17 protein-coding genes and 1 pseudogene are annotated in these 20,371 nt (G+C 69.9%); 8 read left to right on the top strand and 10 right to left on the bottom strand.

What is annotated here, in order from left to right; all coding sequences use genetic code 11:
• Positions 1-6: 6 nt before the first annotated feature.
• The 5 genes and pseudogenes from ACHFGS_RS05850 to ACHFGS_RS05830 all read right to left on the bottom strand — a co-directional run.
• Positions 7-225: pseudogene (locus ACHFGS_RS05850) on the bottom strand (acyl-CoA dehydrogenase family protein); the annotation flags it as partial.
• An 82-nt stretch (positions 226-307) separates the two neighbouring features.
• Positions 308-1,888, bottom strand: coding sequence for a glutamine-hydrolyzing GMP synthase (gene guaA / locus ACHFGS_RS05845; RefSeq protein WP_394280006.1), 1,581 nt, complete (start codon positions 1,886-1,888; stop codon positions 308-310).
• Positions 1,885-2,406 (bottom strand): DUF3817 domain-containing protein, encoded by a 522-nt coding sequence (locus ACHFGS_RS05840; protein ID WP_394280007.1) that lies wholly within the window; start codon positions 2,404-2,406, stop codon positions 1,885-1,887. The genes guaA and ACHFGS_RS05840 overlap by 4 nt, the downstream gene beginning before the upstream one ends.
• A gap of 10 nt (positions 2,407-2,416) precedes the next feature.
• Positions 2,417-3,292 (bottom strand): SURF1 family protein, encoded by an 876-nt coding sequence (locus tag ACHFGS_RS05835; protein WP_394280008.1) that lies wholly within the window; start codon positions 3,290-3,292, stop codon positions 2,417-2,419.
• Positions 3,292-4,410 (bottom strand): GuaB3 family IMP dehydrogenase-related protein, encoded by a 1,119-nt coding sequence (locus ACHFGS_RS05830; protein ID WP_394280021.1) that lies wholly within the window; start codon positions 4,408-4,410, stop codon positions 3,292-3,294. The genes ACHFGS_RS05835 and ACHFGS_RS05830 overlap by 1 nt, the downstream gene beginning before the upstream one ends.
• 190 nt (positions 4,411-4,600) lie before the next feature.
• Here ACHFGS_RS05830 and ACHFGS_RS05825 point away from each other — a divergent pair, with 190 nt between their 5' ends.
• A complete protein-coding gene (locus ACHFGS_RS05825) occupies positions 4,601-5,698 on the top strand; it encodes an FAD-dependent oxidoreductase (protein WP_394280009.1) in 1,098 nt (365 codons plus the stop codon).
• Positions 5,699-5,924: 226 nt separating this feature from the next.
• Entirely contained in the window at positions 5,925-6,758 is an 834-nt protein-coding gene (locus ACHFGS_RS05820) for a DUF559 domain-containing protein (protein WP_394280010.1), read from the top strand.
• A gap of 194 nt (positions 6,759-6,952) precedes the next feature.
• Here the strand turns inward: ACHFGS_RS05820 and guaB are convergent, their stop codons facing one another.
• On the bottom strand, positions 6,953-8,455 hold the full coding sequence (gene guaB / locus ACHFGS_RS05815) for an IMP dehydrogenase (RefSeq protein ID WP_394280011.1): 1,503 nt from the start codon (positions 8,453-8,455) through the stop codon (positions 6,953-6,955).
• 257 nt (positions 8,456-8,712) lie between these two features.
• On the opposite strand from guaB, the gene ACHFGS_RS05810 reads away from it, so the two are divergent.
• The 5 genes from ACHFGS_RS05810 to ACHFGS_RS05790 all read left to right on the top strand — a co-directional run bounded on the left by ACHFGS_RS05810 (position 8,713) and on the right by ACHFGS_RS05790 (position 14,901).
• Positions 8,713-10,032: a branched-chain amino acid ABC transporter permease gene (locus ACHFGS_RS05810; RefSeq protein ID WP_394289270.1), complete on the top strand. Its 1,320-nt coding sequence runs from the start codon at positions 8,713-8,715 to the stop codon at positions 10,030-10,032.
• A gap of 6 nt (positions 10,033-10,038) precedes the next feature.
• On the top strand, positions 10,039-11,019 hold the full coding sequence (locus ACHFGS_RS05805; RefSeq protein ID WP_394280013.1) for a branched-chain amino acid ABC transporter permease: 981 nt from the start codon (positions 10,039-10,041) through the stop codon (positions 11,017-11,019).
• Entirely contained in the window at positions 11,009-12,025 is a 1,017-nt protein-coding gene (locus ACHFGS_RS05800) for an ABC transporter ATP-binding protein (RefSeq protein WP_394280014.1), read from the top strand. Before ACHFGS_RS05805 ends, ACHFGS_RS05800 begins: the two co-directional genes overlap by 11 nt.
• Entirely contained in the window at positions 12,022-12,789 is a 768-nt protein-coding gene (locus tag ACHFGS_RS05795) for an ABC transporter ATP-binding protein (RefSeq protein ID WP_394280015.1), read from the top strand. The genes ACHFGS_RS05800 and ACHFGS_RS05795 overlap by 4 nt, the downstream gene beginning before the upstream one ends.
• A gap of 114 nt (positions 12,790-12,903) precedes the next feature.
• Positions 12,904-14,901: an FAD-dependent oxidoreductase gene (locus tag ACHFGS_RS05790; protein ID WP_394280016.1), complete on the top strand. Its 1,998-nt coding sequence runs from the start codon at positions 12,904-12,906 to the stop codon at positions 14,899-14,901.
• A gap of 526 nt (positions 14,902-15,427) precedes the next feature.
• On the opposite strand, the gene ACHFGS_RS05785 is transcribed toward ACHFGS_RS05790, so the two are convergent.
• From ACHFGS_RS05785 to groES, 3 genes are all read right to left on the bottom strand, one after another.
• Positions 15,428-16,789, bottom strand: a complete 1,362-nt coding sequence (locus tag ACHFGS_RS05785) for an ABC transporter substrate-binding protein (RefSeq protein WP_394280017.1) — start codon at positions 16,787-16,789, stop codon at positions 15,428-15,430.
• A 212-nt stretch (positions 16,790-17,001) separates the two neighbouring features.
• Positions 17,002-17,940 (bottom strand): EamA family transporter RarD, encoded by a 939-nt coding sequence (gene rarD / locus ACHFGS_RS05780; RefSeq protein ID WP_394280018.1) that lies wholly within the window; start codon positions 17,938-17,940, stop codon positions 17,002-17,004.
• A gap of 111 nt (positions 17,941-18,051) precedes the next feature.
• On the bottom strand, positions 18,052-18,348 hold the full coding sequence (groES, locus tag ACHFGS_RS05775) for a co-chaperone GroES (protein ID WP_184215554.1): 297 nt from the start codon (positions 18,346-18,348) through the stop codon (positions 18,052-18,054).
• A 223-nt stretch (positions 18,349-18,571) separates the two neighbouring features.
• Between groES and ACHFGS_RS05770 the strand changes: the two genes are divergently transcribed.
• Positions 18,572-19,762, top strand: coding sequence for an SAM-dependent methyltransferase (locus ACHFGS_RS05770; RefSeq protein ID WP_394280019.1), 1,191 nt, complete (start codon positions 18,572-18,574; stop codon positions 19,760-19,762).
• A 30-nt stretch (positions 19,763-19,792) separates the two neighbouring features.
• On the opposite strand, the gene ACHFGS_RS05765 is transcribed toward ACHFGS_RS05770, so the two are convergent.
• The coding region (locus tag ACHFGS_RS05765) for a hypothetical protein (RefSeq protein ID WP_394289269.1) at positions 19,793-20,371 on the bottom strand (579 nt) is incomplete at its 5' end.

Genomic DNA, 20,371 nt, shown 5'->3' with positions numbered 1-20,371 from the left:
TTAGTCCTCGAGTGCCAGCGCGAGGGCGAAGTAGTCGCCGCCCATGCCGCCGTACTCCTCGGGGAACGGCAGGCCGAACAGGCCCATCTCGCCCATCTTGGCGATGACCTCGTAGGGGAACGTGTGGTTCTTGTCGTGCTCGGCGGCGACCGGCGCGACGACCTTGTCGGCGAAGTCGGCGACGGAGGACTTGAGTTCGGCGTAGTGCTCTTCCAACTCGGGCATGTCAGAAATCTCCTTAGTTCTACTTCCAGTGCGCACTTGAGGTCGTGATCACAGCCTCAAGTGCGCACCGGCGCGAAGCGCCCTACTCCCACTCGATCGTCCCCGGCGGCTTGCTCGTCACGTCGAGGACGACGCGGTTGACGTCGCGAACCTCGTTGGTGATGCGGTTCGAGATGCGTGCGAGCACGTCGTACGGCAGACGCGTCCAGTCGGCCGTCATGGCGTCTTCGCTGGAGACCGGCCGCAGCACGATCGGGTGCCCGTAGGTGCGACCGTCACCCTGCACACCGACCGAGCGGACGTCGGCGAGGAGCACGACGGGGCACTGCCAGATCTCGCCGTCGAGGCCCGCCTTGGTCAGCTCAGCCCGGGCGATGGCGTCGGCGTCACGCAGGATCTCGAGACGGTCAGCGGTGACCTCACCCACGATGCGGATGCCAAGGCCGGGCCCCGGAAAGGGCTGCCGGCCGACGATCTCCTCGGGCAGGCCCAGCTCGCGGCCGATCGCGCGGACCTCGTCCTTGAAGAGGGTCCGCAGCGGCTCGACGAGCTCGAACTGCAGGTCCTCGGGCAGACCACCGACGTTGTGGTGGCTCTTGATGTTCGCGGTGCCCGCTCCCCCGCCCGACTCGACGACGTCGGGGTAGAGCGTGCCCTGCACGAGGAACCCGATCGGGTCGCCCTCGGCGGCGGCTTCGGCGATGAGCTCCTGCTGCACCTTCTCGAAGGCGCGGATGAACTCGCGGCCGATGATCTTGCGCTTCTGCTCGGGGTCGCTGACCCCGGCGAGGGCGTTCAGGAACGTCTCGCGGGCGTCGACCGTGATGAGGCGCACACCGGTGGAGGCGACGTAGTCGTTCTCGACCTGCTCGCGCTCACCCTTGCGGAGGAGTCCGTGGTCGATGAACACGGCGGTGAGCTGGTCGCCGACCGCCTTGTGCACGAGCGCGGTCGACACGGCGGAGTCGACGCCGCCGGAGAGCGCGGAGATCACGCGGCCGGTGCCGATCTGCGCACGGATGCGCTCGACCTGCTCGGCGATGACGTTGTCGCTGTTCCAGTCGGCGGGGAGCCCGGCGGCCTTGTGCAGGAAGTTCTCGAGTACGCGCTGCCCGTGGTCGGAGTGCTTGACCTCGGGATGCCACTGCACGCCGTACAGCTTCCGCGCGTCGTTCGCGAACGCGGCGACGGGAGTGGCGGCCGTCCGGGCGAGCACCTCGAAGCCGTCAGGAGCGGCGGAGACCTGGTCGCCGTGGCTCATCCACACGTTCTGGTCGACGGGCTGGCCGGCGAGCAGCACGTTGTCGGTGACGATCGTGGCATCCGTCGCACCGTATTCGCGCAGGCCGGTGTTCGCGACCTCGCCGCCGAGGGTCTTCGCCATGACCTGGAAGCCGTAGCAGATGCCGAGCGTCGGGACGCCGAGGTCGAAGACGCCGGCGTCGAGCTGCGGGGCGCCGTCCTCGTACACCGAGGAGGGACCGCCGGAGAGGATGATCCCGACCGGGTTCTTCTCGGCGATCTCCGCGGCGGTCGCCGTGTGCGGCACCAGCTCGCTGTACACGCCGGCTTCGCGGACACGGCGGGCGATCAGCTGCGCGTACTGGGCGCCGAAGTCGACGACCAGGACGGGGCGCTGGGAGGTTTCGGTCTGTTCGGTCACCGGGTCTCCGTGGGGGTCGGGTCGGGAGCGGATGCCGCGCGCTCTTCACGCGCAGCCAGGTAGGACTTCACTTCGCGGGCGACGCGGCCCTCCATGACGAAGGACAGCAGCGGCACGACACCACCGAGGGCGAGGAGGATGAAGCGCGGGAAGCCCCAGCGCATCAGGCTCCACAGCCGGAAGCACGCGAACAGGTAGACGACGTAGAACCAGCCGTGTGCGATGAGGATCAGCAGCGAGATGTTCACCCCGTCGCCGAGCGAGGTCATCTCGCACTCGTTCGTGCCGGGGAGGAACAGCGACCACCAGGCGCAGTCGGGGCCGGCGATGACGCCCGCGAACCAGAGGAACCCGCCCGAGCCGCCCGCGAAGAGCTCGAGGTGCAGCGGCGTGTACTTCAGGATCATCTCCGCCAGCAGCAGGAGCAGGCCGATTCCGGTGATGACCGACGCGATCTGGTAGAACTTCAGCGCGCCGCGGATCGCCGGGAACGAGGCGAGTTTGGGCTGAACGGGCATGGGTTCCAGTCTACGGGCGCGCCGCGGTGCCGTCGGCGTCCACGGGAGGCAGCAGGTCGTCGTCCTCGTCGTCGCCCAGGAGCTCCTCGACCTCTTTCTCCCACGCGTCACGGGTGAGGCGGTACCACATGTAGAACGCGAAGCCGGCGAACACGACCCACTCGATCGCGTAGAAGATGTTGAGCCAGTTGATCGGCGACAGCTCGGCCGGAGCCGGCGAGTGGATCTCCTGGAGTCCGCCGAACGCCTCGGCCGAGGTCAGGTAGGGGCGGTAGACGTCGATGCCCGCGGCATCCGACCACCGCGACAGCAGCGCCGCGGGCGACATCCGCACGAGCTCGTTCGGGTCGTCGCCCGTCGACGGCGGCCGCACGCCCTCATCGGAGATGATCCGGCCGGTGAGGGTGACCTGCTGCGGCGGATCCTGATCGAGAGCGGATGCCGCGGCCTCCGCGTCCTCGCGGGTCTCGGCGAACCCGACCGCGACGGCGAGCGAGGTCGGGTCGGTGACGCCGGCGGTGGACGGGTCGACACGGAACTGGCCGGCGACCCAGAATCCCGCAACGCCGTCGTCGAAGCGCGACGAGATGACGTCGAAGTCGCCCTCGACGAACGAGCCGGACACCTCGACGCGCTGGCCGACCTGCGGCTCAGGGAGGTACTCCCCCGGTTCGACGACCTCACCGAGCGGGCGGAGCTCCTCGGTCATCCCCGGCGGGGGCGGATCGCTGTCGATGGCGTTGCCGAGCTGCCATTGCCCGAGCCACGCGAAGATCCCCGCGACGGCCAGGGCGACCACCAGCATCCCGATCCAGAAGGGTCGGAGCATCACTTCCCGCAGTGTCGGCGGGAAGACGTCGGGGAGTTCGGGTGCGGGGTCGGTCATCAGTGGCCGGAGTACGGCGCGACGACGACCTCGACGCGCTGGAACTCCTTGAGGTCCGAGTAGCCGGTCGTGGCCATCGACTTGCGCAGCGCGCCGATGAGGTTCGCCGTGCCGTCGGCGACCGGTGCGGGGCCGTAGAGGATCTCCTCGAGGGGGGCGACCTGACCGACCTGCACGCGGTGTCCGCGCGGAAGCTTCGAGTGGTGCGCTTCGGGGCCCCAGTGGAAGCCCTGGCCGGGAGCATCGGTGGCGCGAGCGAGTGCGACGCCGAGCATGACGGCATCCGCTCCCATGGCGAGCGCCTTGACGATGTCCCCGGAGGTGCCCACGCCGCCGTCGGCGATGACGTGCACGTAGCGGCCGCCCGACTCGTCGAGGTAGTCGCGCCGCGCACCGGCGACGTCGGCGACCGCGGTCGCCATCGGTGCGTGCAGGCCGAGGGTGGCCCGGGTGGTGGATGCCGCTCCGCCGCCGAAGCCGACGAGCACGCCGGCCGCGCCCGTGCGCATGAGGTGGAGGGCCGCGGTGTAGGTGGCGGCGCCGCCGACGATGACGGGGACGTCGAGGTCGTAGATGAACTTCTTGAGGTTCAGCGGCTCGTCGACGCTCGAGACGTGCTCGGCCGAGACGGTGGTGCCGCGGATGACGAACAGGTCGACGCCGGCGGCGACGACGGTCTCGTAGAGCTCCTGTGTGCGCTGCGGCGTGAGGGCGCCGGCGACGGTGACCCCGGCGGCGCGGATCTCGGCGAGCCGGTCGCGGACGAGCTCGGGCTTGATCGGCGCGGCGTACAGCTCCTGCATGCGGCGGGTGGCGCCGTCGTGCGGGAGGGCGGCGATCTCGTCGAGCAGCGGCTGCGGGTCGTCGTAGCGCGTCCACAGACCCTCGAGGTCGAGCACGCCGAGGCCGCCGAGCTGGCCGAGCATGATCGCCGACTGCGGACTCATGACCGAGTCCATGGGCGCACCGAGCACCGGGATGTCGAAGCTGTAGGCGTCGATCGACCAGGCGGTCGAGACATCCTCGGGGTTGCGGGTGCGGCGCGAGGGCACCACCGCGATGTCGTCGAACGCGTACGCCCGGCGGGCGCGCTTGGCGCGACCGAGCTCGATTTCCATGCTCACCCTCCCAGCCTACCGGTGGGCCCCGCGCGGCGCCCGGGGCTCCCGCGACATCCGCGCTGCGGAGGCGATCCGCATTTCGGAGGACCGAGTCGCGGCATCCATCCTCCGAAGTGCAGCTATCCTCCGTTGCGCCTGACCCCGTGGGCGACGCGCCCGATGACAGGCGCCGTGGGATGCTGGCGGCATGGCACGGATCGTGGTCGTCGGCGGCGGCATCATGGGACTGTCCACCGCGTGGGCGCTCGCCCGGCGCGGTGAGCGGCCGATTGTCCTGGAACGCTTCGCGCGCGGCCACCACGAGGGTGCGTCCCATGGTGAGACGCGCAACTTCAACAACGCATACGCCGACGATCACTACCTCGATCTGCTGCAGCTCGCCCGGGAGGGGTGGGACTCCCTCGGACCCGTCGACGGCGACCCCCTGCTCCGGCTGCATGGGCTCGTGACCCACGGGTCCGGCGCCGACCTCGGCGGGGAACCCGGCGGGCTCGCGACGATCGCGGCCCGACTGCACGCCCGCGGCATCCCCGCCGAACTCCTCAGCGGAGCGGATGCCGCCCGGCAGTGGCCCGGCATGCGGTTCGAAGACGAGGTGCTGTACTCGTCGGATGCCGGTGTCGCACGCGCCGCCGCCGCGATGGGCGAGCTCGAGCGGCGCATCGTGGCCGCGGGCGGCGACGTCCGCTGGAGCACGCCGGTCGCCGCGGTGGACGACGCCGGAGACGGTGTGGACGTGCGGCTCGCCGACGGCACGCACGTCGGCGCCGATGCCGCCGTCGTCACGGTCGGCGCGTGGACCAGCCGGCTGCTCCGCGGCATCCATCTCCCGGCGCTCACCGTGACGGAGGAGACGCCCGCCCACTTCGCACCCGTCGACGACGCCGCCTGGCCGTCGTTCAACCACTTCGTCACCGCCGGGTACCCCGCGCCGATCTACGGCATGCCGACACCCGGCGAGGGCGTCAAGGTCGGCCTGCACCGGGTCGGGGACGAGATCGATCCCGACGCGCGCCCTCATCGAGTGACCCACGCCGACACCCTGCGGGAGTACGTCCGGGAGTGGATGCCGGGGCTCGACCCCGACTCGGCGGTGCACCTCTCCTGCACATACACGACGACGCCCGATAGCGCGTTCGTGCTCGACCGGTCCGGGAACATCGTGGTCGGCGCCGGCTTCTCCGGCCACGGCTTCAAGTTCGCGCCCGGGGTCGGTGAGACGCTCGCGCGCCTCGCGCTCGACCCGGGCGCCCGCGCGGCCGCACCGTTCCGCTTGCCCGGCTGACCGCCGCCCGCGTAACCGGTTCGCCTCGGTTCGGAGGTGATCCGCGTCCGGGAGGTCCGAATCGCGGCATCCGTCCTCCCTACGGCAGATCCCCTCCGCTGCGTCGGCCGCCGGCGGCGACCGACGCCCCGGCCAGGCCTTCTCCACACGGGCGTGGCGAAGCGTCATATCCCCGGATGCCGCCCCCGCCGCCGACCGCAGGTGACCGACAAGCGACGCTCCGACGATGGACGAACAGGCGCTGTGCCGCGAGATCCGGCGACTCGGTGGAGTCGCGCGCACGTCGACTCTGGTGGCCGCTGGCGCGAGCCGACACCGCGTCGAGACCAGCGTGGCCCGCGGTCTCGTCATGAAGGTCAGGCGCGGATGGATCGCGGTGCCGGATGCTGACGCCGAACTCATCGCCGCAGCGCGCGCCGGCGTGGTCATCACCTGCGTGAGTGCCGCGGTGCGACACGGTCTGTGGGTGATGCGCGACGCGCGGCCGCACGTCGCCGCTCCAACCCACGCGGGACGCATCCACCGAGCAGACGCGATCGTGCACTGGGCCTCGCCGACGGTTCCGCGCCACCCCGACGTACTCATCGACTCCGTGGAGAACAGCTTGATCGCCGTCGCGCGCTGTCAGCCCCACGACCTCGCGCTCGCCGTGTGGGAGTCCGCGCTGCGCAAGGGCAAGGTGACGCGTGACTCAATGCGGATGCTCACGATGCCGCCCGCCGCCCGGTCGCTCTGCGAATCGGCATCGCTTTACTCGGACTCCGGCCTCGAGACCCTCCTCCCTCGTCGGCTGCGTTGGCTGGGACTGCCCCTGCGCCAACAGGTCTGGCTGATCGACCGCCCCGTGGATCTCCTCATCGCCGATCGGCTCGTCGTGCAGGTCGACGGCGCCCACCACGTGGGCGCGCAGCGCGCCGCCGACATCGCCCATGACGCGAGGCTGATGCTCCACGGCTACCACGTCATCCGGGTCACTTATGGGCAGGTCGTCGACTCCTGGCCGGTGGTGCAGGACCTGATCACCGGGGCGATCGCCCGCGGCCTGCACCTGGCACGCTGACCGAGCCGCGGGCTGACCGCGACGACCGCGCGCCGGCATCCACACAACGGAGGAGATCTGCAGACGGGAGGGCGCGAGGTGCGGAAACGTCCTCCGAAACGCGGAGCACCTCCGCTGTGCCTGGCACAAGTGGATGCCGTGGACTCGCGGCGCCGACCCCGTCAGCGCGCGTGCCGCCCGCCGTCCGGACCGGGTCAGCGCTTGTAGTTCGGCGCCTCGACGACGATCTGGACGTCGTGCGGGTGCGACTCCTTGAGACCGGCCGAGGTGATGCGCACGAACTTGCCGCGCGCCTTCAGCTCCTCCACCGTTCGGGCGCCGACGTAGAACATCGACTGCCGGAGGCCGCCGACGAGCTGGTAGGCGACCGCCGAGACGGGACCGCGGTACGCGACCTGACCCTCGATGCCCTCGGGGATCAGCTTGTCGTCGCTCGGGACGTCGGCCTGGAAGTAGCGGTCCTTGGAGTACGACGTCTTCTTGCCGCGGGTCTGCAGTGCGCCGAGTGAACCCATGCCGCGGTAGAGCTTGAACTGCTTGCCACCCTGGAAGACGACCTCACCCGGCGACTCGTCGGTGCCGGCCAGGAGCGACCCGAGCATGACGGTGTCGGCACCGGCGACGAGCGCCTTGGCGATGTCACCCGAGTACTGCAGGCCGCCGTCGGCGATGATCGGCACGCCGGCCTCGCGGGCGGCGAGAGAAGCCTCGTAGATCGCGGTGACCTGCGGCACGCCGACACCCGCCACGACGCGCGTCGTGCAGATCGAGCCCGGCCCGACGCCGACCTTCACGGCATCCACTCCCGCGTCGATGAGCGCCTGGGCACCCTCGCGGGTGGCGACGTTGCCGCCGATGACGTCGATGTGCGCGAACGACTCGTCCGACTTGATGCGGCGGACCATGTCGATGACACCGGCCGACTGCCCGTTCGCGGTGTCGACGACGATGACGTCGACGCCCGCGTCGCGGAGGGCCTCGGCGCGCTCCCACGCGTCCCCGAAGAAGCCGATCGCGGCTCCGACGCGCAGGCGGCCCTGATCGTCCTTCGTCGCGAGCGGGTACTTCTCGCTCTTGTCGAAGTCCTTGATGGTGATGAGACCGGCGAGCTTGCCGTCCTCGTCGATGAGCGGGAGCTTCTCGACGCGGTGGTGGGCGAACAGGGCGATGACCTCATTCGCACCGATGCCGACGGGGGCGGTGATGAGGCCCTCGCTCGTCATGACGTCGCGGACCTTGGTGGTCTGGCGCTCGAAGCCCGAGACGAACCGCATGTCGCGGTTGGTGACGATCCCGACGAGGATGCCGTCGGCGTCCACCACGGGGAGACCCGAGATGCGGTACTGGCCGCAGAGGGTGTCGACCTCTTCGATGGTGGCGTCGGGGTGCGTCGTGATGGGGTCGGTGATCATCCCCGACTCGCTGCGCTTGACCCGGTCGACCATGGCCGCCTGGTCGGCGATCGAGAGGTTCCGGTGGATGATGCCGATGCCGCCCTCGCGTGCGATCGCGATCGCGAGGCGGGACTCGGTGACGGTGTCCATCGCGGCGGAGAGAAGAGGGGTCGCGACGGTGATCCGGCGCGTGACCCGGGAGGAGGTGTCGGCTTCCGACGGGATGACGTCGGTGTGGCCGGGCAGCAGCAGGACGTCGTCGTACGTCAGTCCTACGAATCCGAACGGGTCGTTATGCTCCATGTGCTCTCCTGCGTCGCGGCGGCCGTGGTTTCTCTGGGCGTCCAGGGCTGTAGGAATTCTAAGGCGCGGGAGGGTCGATTCATTCCGGATGCCGCGACCCGGCATCCGTGGGACCGATGCCATATCGATACCGAATCGGCCGAGTGTCACTGGTTGCGGCAGGGAAACACACCGGCAACAATCGCTGGATACGGTCGTGTGGCGCCGCGGGCACCCGTACCTCAGCGCGCTGACCATGCTTCAACCAGGAGGTGTCGGTGACGACCACCCGCTACACGCGCGCCCACAAACGCTGGCGACGTGCGTTCATGGCATTGATGGCCGGATTGTTCTCCGGCGCCTTGCTCTTCGGCCTCGCAGGCCCCGTGATGGCCGAGACGCAGGACCCCGAATCCTTCCCGTACGCGGTGCAGGGCAACGTCCGGATCGTCGGTGAGCCCGTCGAGGGCGCGACGGTGACGGTCACCGGCGGTGGCTACACCGGCGAGGCCACGACCGATGACCGCGGCACCTGGCGCGTGCCGGTGCCGACGAAGGACGAGCCGTACACGGTCGAGCTCGTCGCTGACTCCCTCCCCGAAGGAGTCGAGGCCCCGGAGGGCTTCGAATACACGCAGGAGGTCGAGTTCGGCGCGACCAGCACCGTCACCCGCAACTTCACCCTCGGCGCCGCCGAGCGGTCGACGACCTCGTTCTGGGATCAGCTCGCCTCCCGCGCGGTGAACGGCCTGAACTTCGGCCTCATGCTCGCCCTCGCCGCGATCGGCGCCTCGCTCGTGTTCGGCACGACGGGCCTGTCGAACTTCGCGCACGGCGAGATGGTGACCTTCGGCGCGCTGATCGCCCTCCTCTTCTCGGTCGGCTTCGACTTCCCGATCTGGGTGGCGATCCCCGCGGCGGTGATCATCTCGGCGGGCTTCGGCTGGGGGATGGATGCCGGGTTGTGGCGTCCCTTGCGGCGGAAGGGGCTCGGCACCGTCCAGCTCATGATCGTCTCGATCGGTCTGTCGCTGGCGCTGCGCTACGTCTTCCAGATCTTCGTCGGCGGCGGCACCGAGAACCTCCCCGGTCGCTCCACCACGGTCATCGCCGGTCTCGGCCCGATCCGCCTGTCGGTCACCGACGTGGTCAGCATGAGCGTCTCGATCGTCGTGATCATCGCCTTCGCCTGGTGGCTGATGCGCACCCGCATCGGCCGAGCCACGCGCGCCGTGTCGGACAACCCCTCCCTCGCCGCGGCGAGCGGCATCGACGTCGACGGCGTCGTGCGGATCGTCTGGATCATGGCGGCGGCGCTGGCCGGCCTATCGGGCGTGCTGTGGGCGTACTTCCGCCCCGGCATCCGGTGGGACATGGGTACGAGCATCCTGCTGCTGATCTTCGCGGCGATCACCCTCGGCGGCCTCGGCACCGCGTTCGGCGCCCTGCTCGGCTCGATCATCGTGGGTCTGCTCGTCGAGGTCTCCACGCTGTGGATCCCCTCCGACCTCAAGTACGTCGGCGCACTCGTCGTGCTGATCGTCATCCTTCTGTTCCGTCCGCAGGGCCTCCTCGGACGCCGAGAGCGAATCGGATAACGGCTCATGGACTTCCTGCAGATCCTCAACAACACGGCGGCTCAGATCCTGTCGCCGACCACGCTCGGCTTCGTGCTCGCGGCCATCGGCCTCTCGGTGCATTTCGGCTTCGCGGGCCTGCTCAACATGGGTGTCGCCGGCTTCATGGCCATCGGCGCCTACGGCTTCGCGATCTCGACGCTCACCTTCGGGCTCTCCTGGCCGGTCGCGGCACTGATCGGTCTGGTCGGCGCGGTGCTGTTCTCAATCGTGATGGGCGTGCCGACGCTGCGCCTGCGCGGCGACTACCTCGCCATCGTCACGATCGCGGCAGCCGAAGTCGTCCGCCTGCTATTCCTGACCTCGACGTTCCGCGACACCACCGGCTCGGCCGACGGCCTCTCCGGGTTCCAGCGGGACTTCCGCGCCAGCAACCCGCTCCCCGCCGGACGCTACGGCTGGGGCCCCTGGACCTACCAGTCCGACCAGTGGTGGGTCATCATCGTCGGCACCATCACGATCGCGATCGTCGTCCTGTTCGTCTGGCTGCTGATGCGGAGCCCATGGGGCCGCGTGATCCGCGGCATCCGTGAAGATGAGGACGCCGTCCGCTCGCTCGGCAAGAACGTGTTCGCGTTCAAGATGCAGGCCCTCATCGTCGGTGGTGTGATCATCGCCGCCGGCGGCATCATCACCGCGATGGGCACGAACGTGAACCCGAACGTCTACGTCACCTCGCAGACGTTCTACGTCTGGACGGCGCTGCTGCTCGGCGGCGCGGCCACCATCTTCGGTCCGGTGCTCGGCGCCGTACTGTTCTGGGTGGTCCGCGCGTTCCTGTCGAACCTCCTGCCGGCGCTCGTGAAGATCGGCTGGCTGCCGTTCCTCAACGCCCAGCAGAGCCAGATGCTCGTCTTCGTCCTCGTGGGCGTCGCGCTGATGCTGCTGGTGATCTTCCGCCCGCAGGGCATCCTCGGCAACAAGAAGGAGCTGACCTTTGTCCGCTGACGTTGCACCCCCCGCACCGCGCCCGAAGGCGACCGGTCTCCACAAGGGCGAGATCCGCCCCGGCGTGGAGAAGGTCGACCCGATCATCGTCGCCGACGGCGTCACGCGCGTCTTCGGCGGTCTGACCGCCGTCGACGTCGACCACCTCGAGATCCCCCGTAACGCCATCACGGCGCTCATCGGGCCCAACGGTGCCGGCAAGACGACCCTGTTCAACCTGCTCACCGGCTTCGACAAGCCCAACGAGGGCTCGTGGTCGTTCGACGGCACGAACCTCTCCGGCATCCCCGCCTTCAAGGCGGCACGGATGGGCCAGGTCCGCACGTTCCAGCTGACGAAGTCGCTGGGTCTGCTGACGGTGCTCGAGAACATGAAGCTCGGAGCGCCCGGTCAGGGTGGCGAGAGCATCTGGCGCGGCATCTTGCCCTTCCTCTGGAAGAAGCAGGAAGCCGAGATCGAGGAGAAGGCCCGCGGCCTGCTGGCCCGCTTCAAGCTCGACGCGAAGGAGAGCGACTTCGCGGCATCCCTTTCTGGCGGTCAACGCAAGCTGCTCGAGATGGCGCGCGCCCTCATGAGCGACCCGACGCTGGTGATGCTCGATGAGCCGATGGCAGGCGTCAACCCGGCGCTGACGCAGTCGCTGCTCGACCACATCCTCGACCTCAAGGACCTCGGCATGACGGTCCTGTTCGTCGAACACGACATGCACATGGTCCGCCACATCGCCGACTGGGTCGTCGTGATGGCCGAGGGCAAGGTCGTCGCCGAGGGCCCGCCCGACACCGTCATGAAGGAGCAGGCCGTGATCGACGCCTACCTCGGCGCCCACCAGGACGTCGACCTCGGCGTTGTGACCGGCCGCTACGAAGGCGAGCTGACCGCCGAGGGCGAAGAGCTCGCGGCGCAGGCACACGAGCTGCAAGAGGTCGTCGAAGCGGATGCCACGGCCTCGGCATCTGCCGAAACCAGCGACCCGGCGGCCCCGACCACGGAGGAGAACAAGTGAGCGACACCGCTGCCGCACCGGCCGGGGCGACCGCCACGGCTCCCACTGCGAACGTCGTCGAGCTGCGCGACGTGCACGCCGGCTACTTGCCGGGGGTGAACATCCTCAACGGCGCCAACCTGACGGCTGCGAAGGGCGAGCTCATCGGGATCATCGGCCCCAACGGCGCCGGCAAGTCCACGATGCTGAAGGCCATCTTCGGTCAGGTCAAGATCCGCTCCGGCGCGGTCATGCTCAACGGCGATGACATCACGGGCCTGCGCGCAAACAAGCTCGTCGCGAAGGGCGTCGGGTTCGTTCCGCAGACGAACAACGTGTTCCCGAGCCTGTCGATCGCCGAGAACCTTCAGATGGGTGCGTACCAGCGGCCGAAGGTCGTCGAGGAGCGCATCGAGTTCGTGACGTCGATCTTCCCCGACCTCGCCAAGCGTCTGCAGCAGCGGGCGGGATCGCTCTCGGGTGGTGAGCGGCAGATGGTCGCGATGGGTCGCGCACTCATGATGGACCCGCACGTCCTGCTGCTCGACGAGCCGTCGGCAGGCCTGTCCCCCTCCCGTCAGGACGAGGCGTTCCTGCGGGTCTCCGAGATCAACAAGGCCGGCGTGACGACGATCATGGTCGAGCAGAACGCGCGCCGCTGCCTGCAGATCTGCGACCGCGGCTACGTGCTCGACCAGGGTCGCGACGCCTACACCGGCACGGGCCGCGAACTGCTCAACGATCCGAAGGTGATCGGACTGTACCTGGGGACGCTCGGCACCTGAGCCTCCCCCGCGTGCAAGGCCCCCGACCGTCTCGTCGGGGGCCTTTCTCGTTCGCGTGCGCCTCGGGCTCGGCACCGCGTCAGCGAGGACTGGCGGACGCGGGAGGATGGGAGGGTGACGAGCCTCCTCTCCCAGCCCCTCCGGATCGGATCCTTCACCGCGCCGAATCGCATCCTGCAGGCCGCGCATTCGAAGCAGTACAGCAACCGCGTCGAGTCGGAGCGGGAGACCGCCTACTACGTGCGCCGAGCCGAGGGCGGCTGCGGGCTGTTCGTGGCCGGCAACCACTTCGTCCACGAGAGCGGTTCGATCCGCGGCTTCCAGGACGCCTTTCGCCCGGAGTCGGTCGCCGCGAACCGGGCCATGACCGATGCCGTACACGAGGCGGGCGCGCGGATGCTCGTGCAGCTCAACCACCACGGTGCGCAGGCGGCACCGCAGAGCCTCGACGGCCCTCGCCCCATCTATGCGCCGTCCCGGCTGCTGTCGCCGTCGACGGGTCTCGCAACACGGGAGATGACGCATGCCGACATCCGCATGTTCGTCGACGCGTGGGCGCACTCCGCCCTCCTGGCGCGCGAGGGCGGGTTCGACGGTGTCGAGATCCATATGGCGCACGGGTACCTCCTGCACCAGTTCTTCACGCCGCTGTCGAACGCGCGGACCGACGCGTACGGCGGCAACCTCGACGGACGCACCCGGTTCGCCCGGGAGGTGCTGACCGCCGTCCGCCGCGAGGTGGGCGATGACTTCACCGTCGGCATCCGGATCTGCCTCAGCGAGCACAACCCGGACGGGCTGGATGCCGCGGACTTCCGCGAGATCGTCGCACGCCTCCAGGCCGACGCGCAGCTGGACTTCATCGACACGGCGGCCGGCAGCTACCACGACGTGCACTGGGTGTTCCCGTCGTCGGCGATGCCGGCGGCGTGGCTGCGCGAAGACGTCGCCGCCCTCAAGGCCGCGAACCCCGACGTGCCGGTGTTCGGCGTCGGCGCGGCGCTGCGGGTCGAAGAGGCCGAGGAGGTTCTCGCGAGCGGCATCGCCGACATGGTCGCCCTCACCCGCGGTCAGCTCGCCGACCCCGACCTCGCCCGCAAGCTGCAGAGCGGCGACACCGGCACCATCCGGCACTGCATACGCCTGAACCAGGGATGCCTCGGCCGCGGCTCACTGGGACTGCCGGTGACCTGCACCGTCAACCCCGACGCGGGGCACGAGCTCGATGCTCCCGCGCCGGCGCCCGCGGCTCTGCAGCGGTGGACCGTCGTCGGCGGTGGCCCCGCCGGCGCGTGGGCCGCGATCGACCTCGCCGCGCGCGGGCACGCGGTGACGCTCCTCGAACGCGGTGAGGCGCTGGGCGGCCAGCTGCTCCGCGCCCGGCGGGTGCCGGGCCGGGAGTCGGTGGGGCTCCTCGTCGACGACCTCGTGCGCGACGCCGCGGCCGCCGGAGTCGATGTGCGGTTCGGGGTCACGGCATCCGTCGCCGCGATCGCTGAGACCACGCCGGATGCCGTCGTCCTCGCGACCGGCGCGACCGCGCCCGCGACCTCGGAGCTCACCGGCGGCTCCGGCTTCCGCGGCGCGGCGCCGGTGACCGTCGACGCGTGGACCGCGATGGACGACCCGGCGGCGCTCGGCGATGAGGTGCTGGTCGTGGACGAGGACGGGACGGCGTATGCCAGCGGCATCCTGCTCTCGCTCGTCGGAGCCGGAGTCCGCGTGCACGTCGTGACGCCGTTCGAGACGCTGCTCCCCCACGTCGGCGCGGGCTACGAGCGGCAGATCGTGCTGCGGACCCTCGCCGCGGGCAGGTTCTCGCGCAGCGTCGGCGCCGTGGTGCGGGCGGACGACGAGGGTCCTGCCGGCCAGGGCCCACGCACCGGCCTCGGCGTCGTGGTGCGAGACCAGCTGACCGGCGAGGAGACGCGCCGCCGCGCGAGCTCGGTCGTCGCGCTGACGCCGCGCTCCGCCGTGAGCGTAGACGGGCTCCACGCCGACGGCCTGGCCGCGGCGCTCGGGGTGCTTGTCACCGCGATCGGCGACGCCCTCAGCCCCCGGAACATCGACGCCGCGATCTTCGAAGCCCACCACCTCGCGCGCCGCGCCTGACCGGTCGCCCCCGGGTGGGCCTCGGCGGGCGGCCTTCGACGGGTCGGCGGGTCGGCCTCCGCCCGATACATCTGCACGACGCGTGGGGCTGGAGTTCACCCACGCGCCGCTGGAGGCAACACCCGCACCACCGGTCGTGCATCTGTATCGGCGACACCGCGGTGCTGCGCTTCGCGCACCCGAACGGCGAGGCCACCGTGATCGCGATCGATGTGCGGATCCCCATCCCGAAGCTGCGCCGCCTGACCCAGCCGCGGGTCGCCTGACGCAGCCGCAGGTCGTCTGACCCAGCCGCCGCCTTGGGGTGGCAGGGCGATACACCTGCACGATGCGTGGTGCGCGAGTCGACTCGACGTGCCCGCGAGACAACACCCGCACCACCGGTCGTGCATCTGTATCAGCAACCGCGACCGTTGCCCCCACCTGACACTCAAGAGCGGAAACGAAAGGCGAGACCCCGGCCGGAGCACACAGCACAGCGGCCCCGATCCGAAGACCGGGGCCGCTGCGACTCGCGTGAAGTGGGTCAGCCCACGTTCAGGAACGAGTAGGTGTTGTCGTCGCCGTACTCGAAGACACCGATCGATGCCTCCGTCGGGTCGCCGACCTCGTTGAACGTGATCGGGCCCGAGACGCCGTCGTAGTCCGCGACCTCACCCGCGAGGATGATGTCGGCGCACTCGGCGTAGGTGGTGCACTTCGTGCCCTCACCGGCGCCACCCGAGACCTGCTGCAGGTGAGCGGCCACATCCGGGCCCTCGGCCGAGCCGGCCTCGAGGGCGGCGAGGGCGAGCAGGATGATGGCGTCGTAGGACTCCGGCGCGTACGTGAAGTCGCTGAGCTCCGGGTCACCCGACTCGACCACGAACGCGTTCAGGTCTTCACGGAAGGCCGCGATGCTCTCGGGGTCGACCGCGGGGTAGGTGCCCTTGGCGCCTGCCAGCGTGCCGGCCTCGAACTCGTCACCGAAGTTGGCGAGGTTGCCGTCGACGAAGTACATCGCCTCAGCCGGAACGTCAGCCGCGACCAGCTCGGGAATGATCGTCTTGACCTCTTCGAACGTGATCAGGGCGATCGCGTCCGGGTCGGCAGCCAGAACCTGCTCGACCTGAGCCGAGAAGTTCGTGTCGCCCGTGTTGTAGAGGGATGCCGAGACGACCTCGCCACCGGCAGCCTCGAAGGCGGCCTTGGTGAAGCAGGCCAGACCCGTGCCGTAGGAGTCGTTCAGGACGATCATGCCGAGCGTCTCTGCGCCGTCGGCGGCGATCAGGTTGCCGAGCACCTCGCCCTGCAGGACGTCGGAGGGGGCGGTGCGCCAGTACAGGCCGTTGTCCTCGTAGCCGGTGAAGGCCGCGGACGTGTTGGCGGGCGAGAACTGGATCGCGTTGGCGGCGATGACCTGGTCGATGAACTGCAGCGACGTGCCCGAGGAGGCGGCACCGACGATGGCGGTGGCGCCGGCGTTCAGCAGACGCGGGATCTCGGTCTCGTAGGCCTTGTTGTCGGTGTCGCCCGAGTCGCCCTGGATGAGGTTGATCGTGACGCCCTTGTCGGCTGCGTTGACCTCTTCGGCGGCGAACTCGGTGCCCGCGATCTCGGGCGGGCCGAGGAAGGCGAGGTTGCCGGTGACGGGCAGGGCCGTGCCGATGGTGAACTCGAGGCCTTCGGCCGGTCCGGTCGAGGTGGAGTTCAGTTCGGGGGTGTACGACGCCGGTTCTGCCTCTTCACAGTTCACCGGGAATTCGAAGGCCGATCCCTCTGCGGGAGCGTCGGTGCCTTCCGGGTCGCTGGTGTCGCCGGCACATCCGGCGAGGACGAGAGCGCTGGCACCGACCAGGGCGATGCCGCCCATGACCTTTGCCGCGCGCGAACGGGTGAGAACGCTCATTGTGCTCCTTGCTGTGGTGACACGGATCGGATCGGGACCGGCCCGGTGTGAACAACCTAGCGGCCCCCTTACGTCGCGAATGTTGCCGTTCGTTAACGATGTGTAACGACATGGGCGCGCTCTCACGTGACAGCCCTCTGGGCCCCGGAATCACGCGGATCGGGCGGTGATCGGGTGAGCGGATGCCGCGACCCGGCATCCGGCGAAAGATGTCAGAGCGGGTCGGAGACGCCCGCCGCGATCGCGCTGCGCTGCCGTCGGGCGTGGATCACGGAGTCCACCGTGAACACGGCGACGGCTGCCCACACCAGCCCGAATCCGACCCAGCGCTCGGGCGGCATGGGCTCGCCGAGCAGCAGCACGCCGGTGAGGAACTGCATGATCGGTGCGATGAACTGCAGGATGCCGACGACGGTGAGCGTCGTGCGGCGCGCGCCGGCCGCGAAGAACAGGAGCGGCACGCCCGTGATGATCCCGGCGAGCAGGAGGAGTCCGGTGTGCCCGGCGCCTTCCTGGCCCATCGTGAGACCGCTGGTCACGCCGACGATGATCAGCTGCACGGCGGCGATGGGGATGAGCCAGAGCGATTCGAGGGTCAGTCCGCTGAGGGCGTCGACGCTCGGCCCGATCTTCTTCTTCACGAGGCCGTAGGTGGCGAAGCTCGCGGCGAGGCTGAGGGCGATCCACGGCACGGTGCCGACCGCGACGATGATGACGATGACGGCGACCGCGGCGATGGCGACCGCCACCCACTGCGCGATGCGCAGCCGCTCGTGCAGCACGATGACGCCCAGGAGCACGGTCGCGATCGGGTTGATGAAGTAGCCGAGGCTCGTTTCGACGACCTGCCCCGTGAGGGTTCCGATGAGGAACACCTGCCAGTTGATGTAGATGAGCACGCCGGCGACGATCGTCCACATCACCAGCCGCCGGTTGCGCAGCAGGGCGAACAGCCGCTTCCAGGTGCGGGTCGCCGCGAGGAGGGCGACGCAGAAGACGAGAGCCAGGACGATGCGCCAGCCGACGACCTCCCACGGGGTGGTGGGGGCGAGGCTCACGAAGTAGACGGGCATGAAGCCCCAGAGCAGGTACGCCGCGAAGACGTAGATCCCGCCGAGGGACTGCTCCTTGGCGGCCTGTTCGGGTGTCACGGGTACGAGCCTACGACGGTCATGACAGCTCGGGATGCCGCGGAGTGCTCACGAACGACGAAGGGCCCGGATGCCAGTGGCATCCGGGCCCCTCGAAAAGGGTGCTGAGGATCAGCGGACGACGACCGCCAGGACGTCGCGGGCCGACAGGACGAGGAACTCGTCACCGCCGAACTTCACCTCGGTGCCGCCGTACTTGCTGTACAGGACGCGGTCGCCGACGGCGACGTCGAGCGGGACGCGGTTGCCGTTGTCATCGATGCGGCCGGGGCCGACGGCCACGACCTCGCCCTCCTGGGGCTTCTCCTTGGCGGTGTCGGGGATGACCAGGCCACTTGCGGTGGTCTGCTCGGCCTCGACCTGCTTGATGACGATGCGGTCCTCGAGCGGCTTGATGGAAACCGACACGGTCTACCTCTTTCTTGCTGGTGGGGTCCTGCGGAAGACTCAATCAGCACTCCCGTACCGAGAGTGCTAACGGCAAGTCTAGGGCGACGTTGGCACTCATGCAACGCGAGTGCCAATCGATGGCGCCGCCGCGCGTCCCGCGGCGGACGGCAACCGATCCGCTCGTAGGTCGTCGCGGCCGGGGCCAAGGGGAGGGATGCGGTCGACGGCCTAGGCTGGCGAGGTGGAACAGTCCGAACTGAGCGCCCTGCTGACCGCCGAGGGCCTTCGGATGGTCGACGAGATCGGCCCCCTCGCCTCCACCGCGGAGGTCGCCGCGGCCGTCTCGAGGCTCCGCTCGGCCGGTCACTCCCCCGATCTCGTCTCGGCCGTCGTCGGTCAGGCGCATCTGCGCGTGCGGGCCGCGGCGAAGTTCGGCCCGTTCGCCGACCGGATGCTGTTCACTAGGGCAGGCCTCGAGCAGGCGACCCGTCTCGAGGTCGCCGCTCGCCACGCCGGGCGCTTCCGCGACGCCGGCCTGACCCGCGTCGCCGACCTCGGGTGCGGCGTCGGTGGTGATGCACTCGGCCTGGCCGGGATCGGCCTCGAGGTGCTGGCCGTCGACGCCGACGAGACAACCGCCGCCCTCGCCGCCTACAACCTCGCGCCCTTCGGCGAATCGGTCACCGTGCGCCACGGCCGCGCTGAGGACACCGACCTGTCCGGCATCGACGCGGTCTGGCTCGACCCGGCGCGTCGCACCGCCGGACACTCCGAAACCTCACGCACCCGCGCGGAGGACTGGTCCCCGTCTCTCGAGTGGGCGTTCGACCTGGCGGAGCGGATGCCGGTGGGCATCAAGCTCGGCCCGGGCCTCGACCGCGGGCTCATCCCCGACGGGCTCGAGGCGCAGTGGATCAGTGTGGACGGCTCGACCATCGAGCTCGTCCTGTGGTCGCGGGAGCTGCGACGCGACGGCATCCGTCGGGCGGCGCTGGTGATCCGGGGCGGCACGGCTCACGAGGTGACGGCGTCCGCCGACAGCGAGGACGAGCCGGTGCGCGACCTCGGCGCATTCGTACACGAGCCCGAGGGCGCCGTGATCCGCGCACGGATGATCGGCGAGGTCGCGCGTGAGCTGCAGGCAGGCATGCTGAGCGAGGGTCTCGCCTATCTGACGTCGGATGCCGCGTTGACGAGCCCGTTCGTGCAGTCGTTCCGGGTGCGCGAGGTCATGCCGATGAAGGTGCCGACGATCAATGCCGCGCTCCGCAGCAACGGGATCGGGACGATCGAGATCAAGAAGCGCGGCGTCGACGTCGACCCTGCGCAGTTCCGACGCAAGCTGGTGCTCCGCGGCGACGAGTCGGCGACGCTGATCCTCACGCGCATCGGCGCGAAGCAGCGAGTCGCGATTCTGGCTGACCGGGTCTGACCGGCAGACTCACGCTCCGCGGGGACGCGGTCAAGCGAACAGCGCGCCCTGCGAGTGTGCCCACCACAGCCACCCCGCGCTGTAGACGAGTGACACCAGACTGAGCGCGAGCGCCCAGACGGCCAGCTCGCGGCTCTCCCACGGACGGCGGAGCGCGATGATCGCGAGGACCGCGCCGAGCAGGCCGACCGGAAACGCCCAGCCGACGAAGAACGACAGGATCAGGCCGAGGATGCCGAACAGGAGAGCCCAACCGGCACTGCGTGGCAGGGTGGGCGGCGGGTGGATCCAGTGGACCGACGGCTCCGCCGTGCTCGGGTCGGGGTGCACCTCGAGCGGCGGCGCGATGGGGAGAGGCTGCGTCATCTCGCGTCGGAATCCGCCGCGGTGCTCTCCCGGGAGCGTGGGCGCTGCGGGGGCACGGGCGACGTCGTCCGAGGGCGGCTCGACCGAGGTGCCGGCGAGCCCGAGGGAGGCCGGCAGCACCGGCGCAGCCAGGAGCGACTCGGGCGACAGCACGAGTCGGGGCGAGACATCGGCGGGAGCGGGGTCGGCGGGCGCGGCGTACACCACAGGCGTCGCAGCCGGCGCAGCGTCGGCTGGCAACAT

The organism is Microbacterium sp., assembly GCF_043427715.1.
Lineage (GTDB): Bacteria > Actinomycetota > Actinomycetes > Actinomycetales > Microbacteriaceae > Microbacterium.
This window is presented reverse-complemented; position numbering and strand designations above follow the sequence as displayed.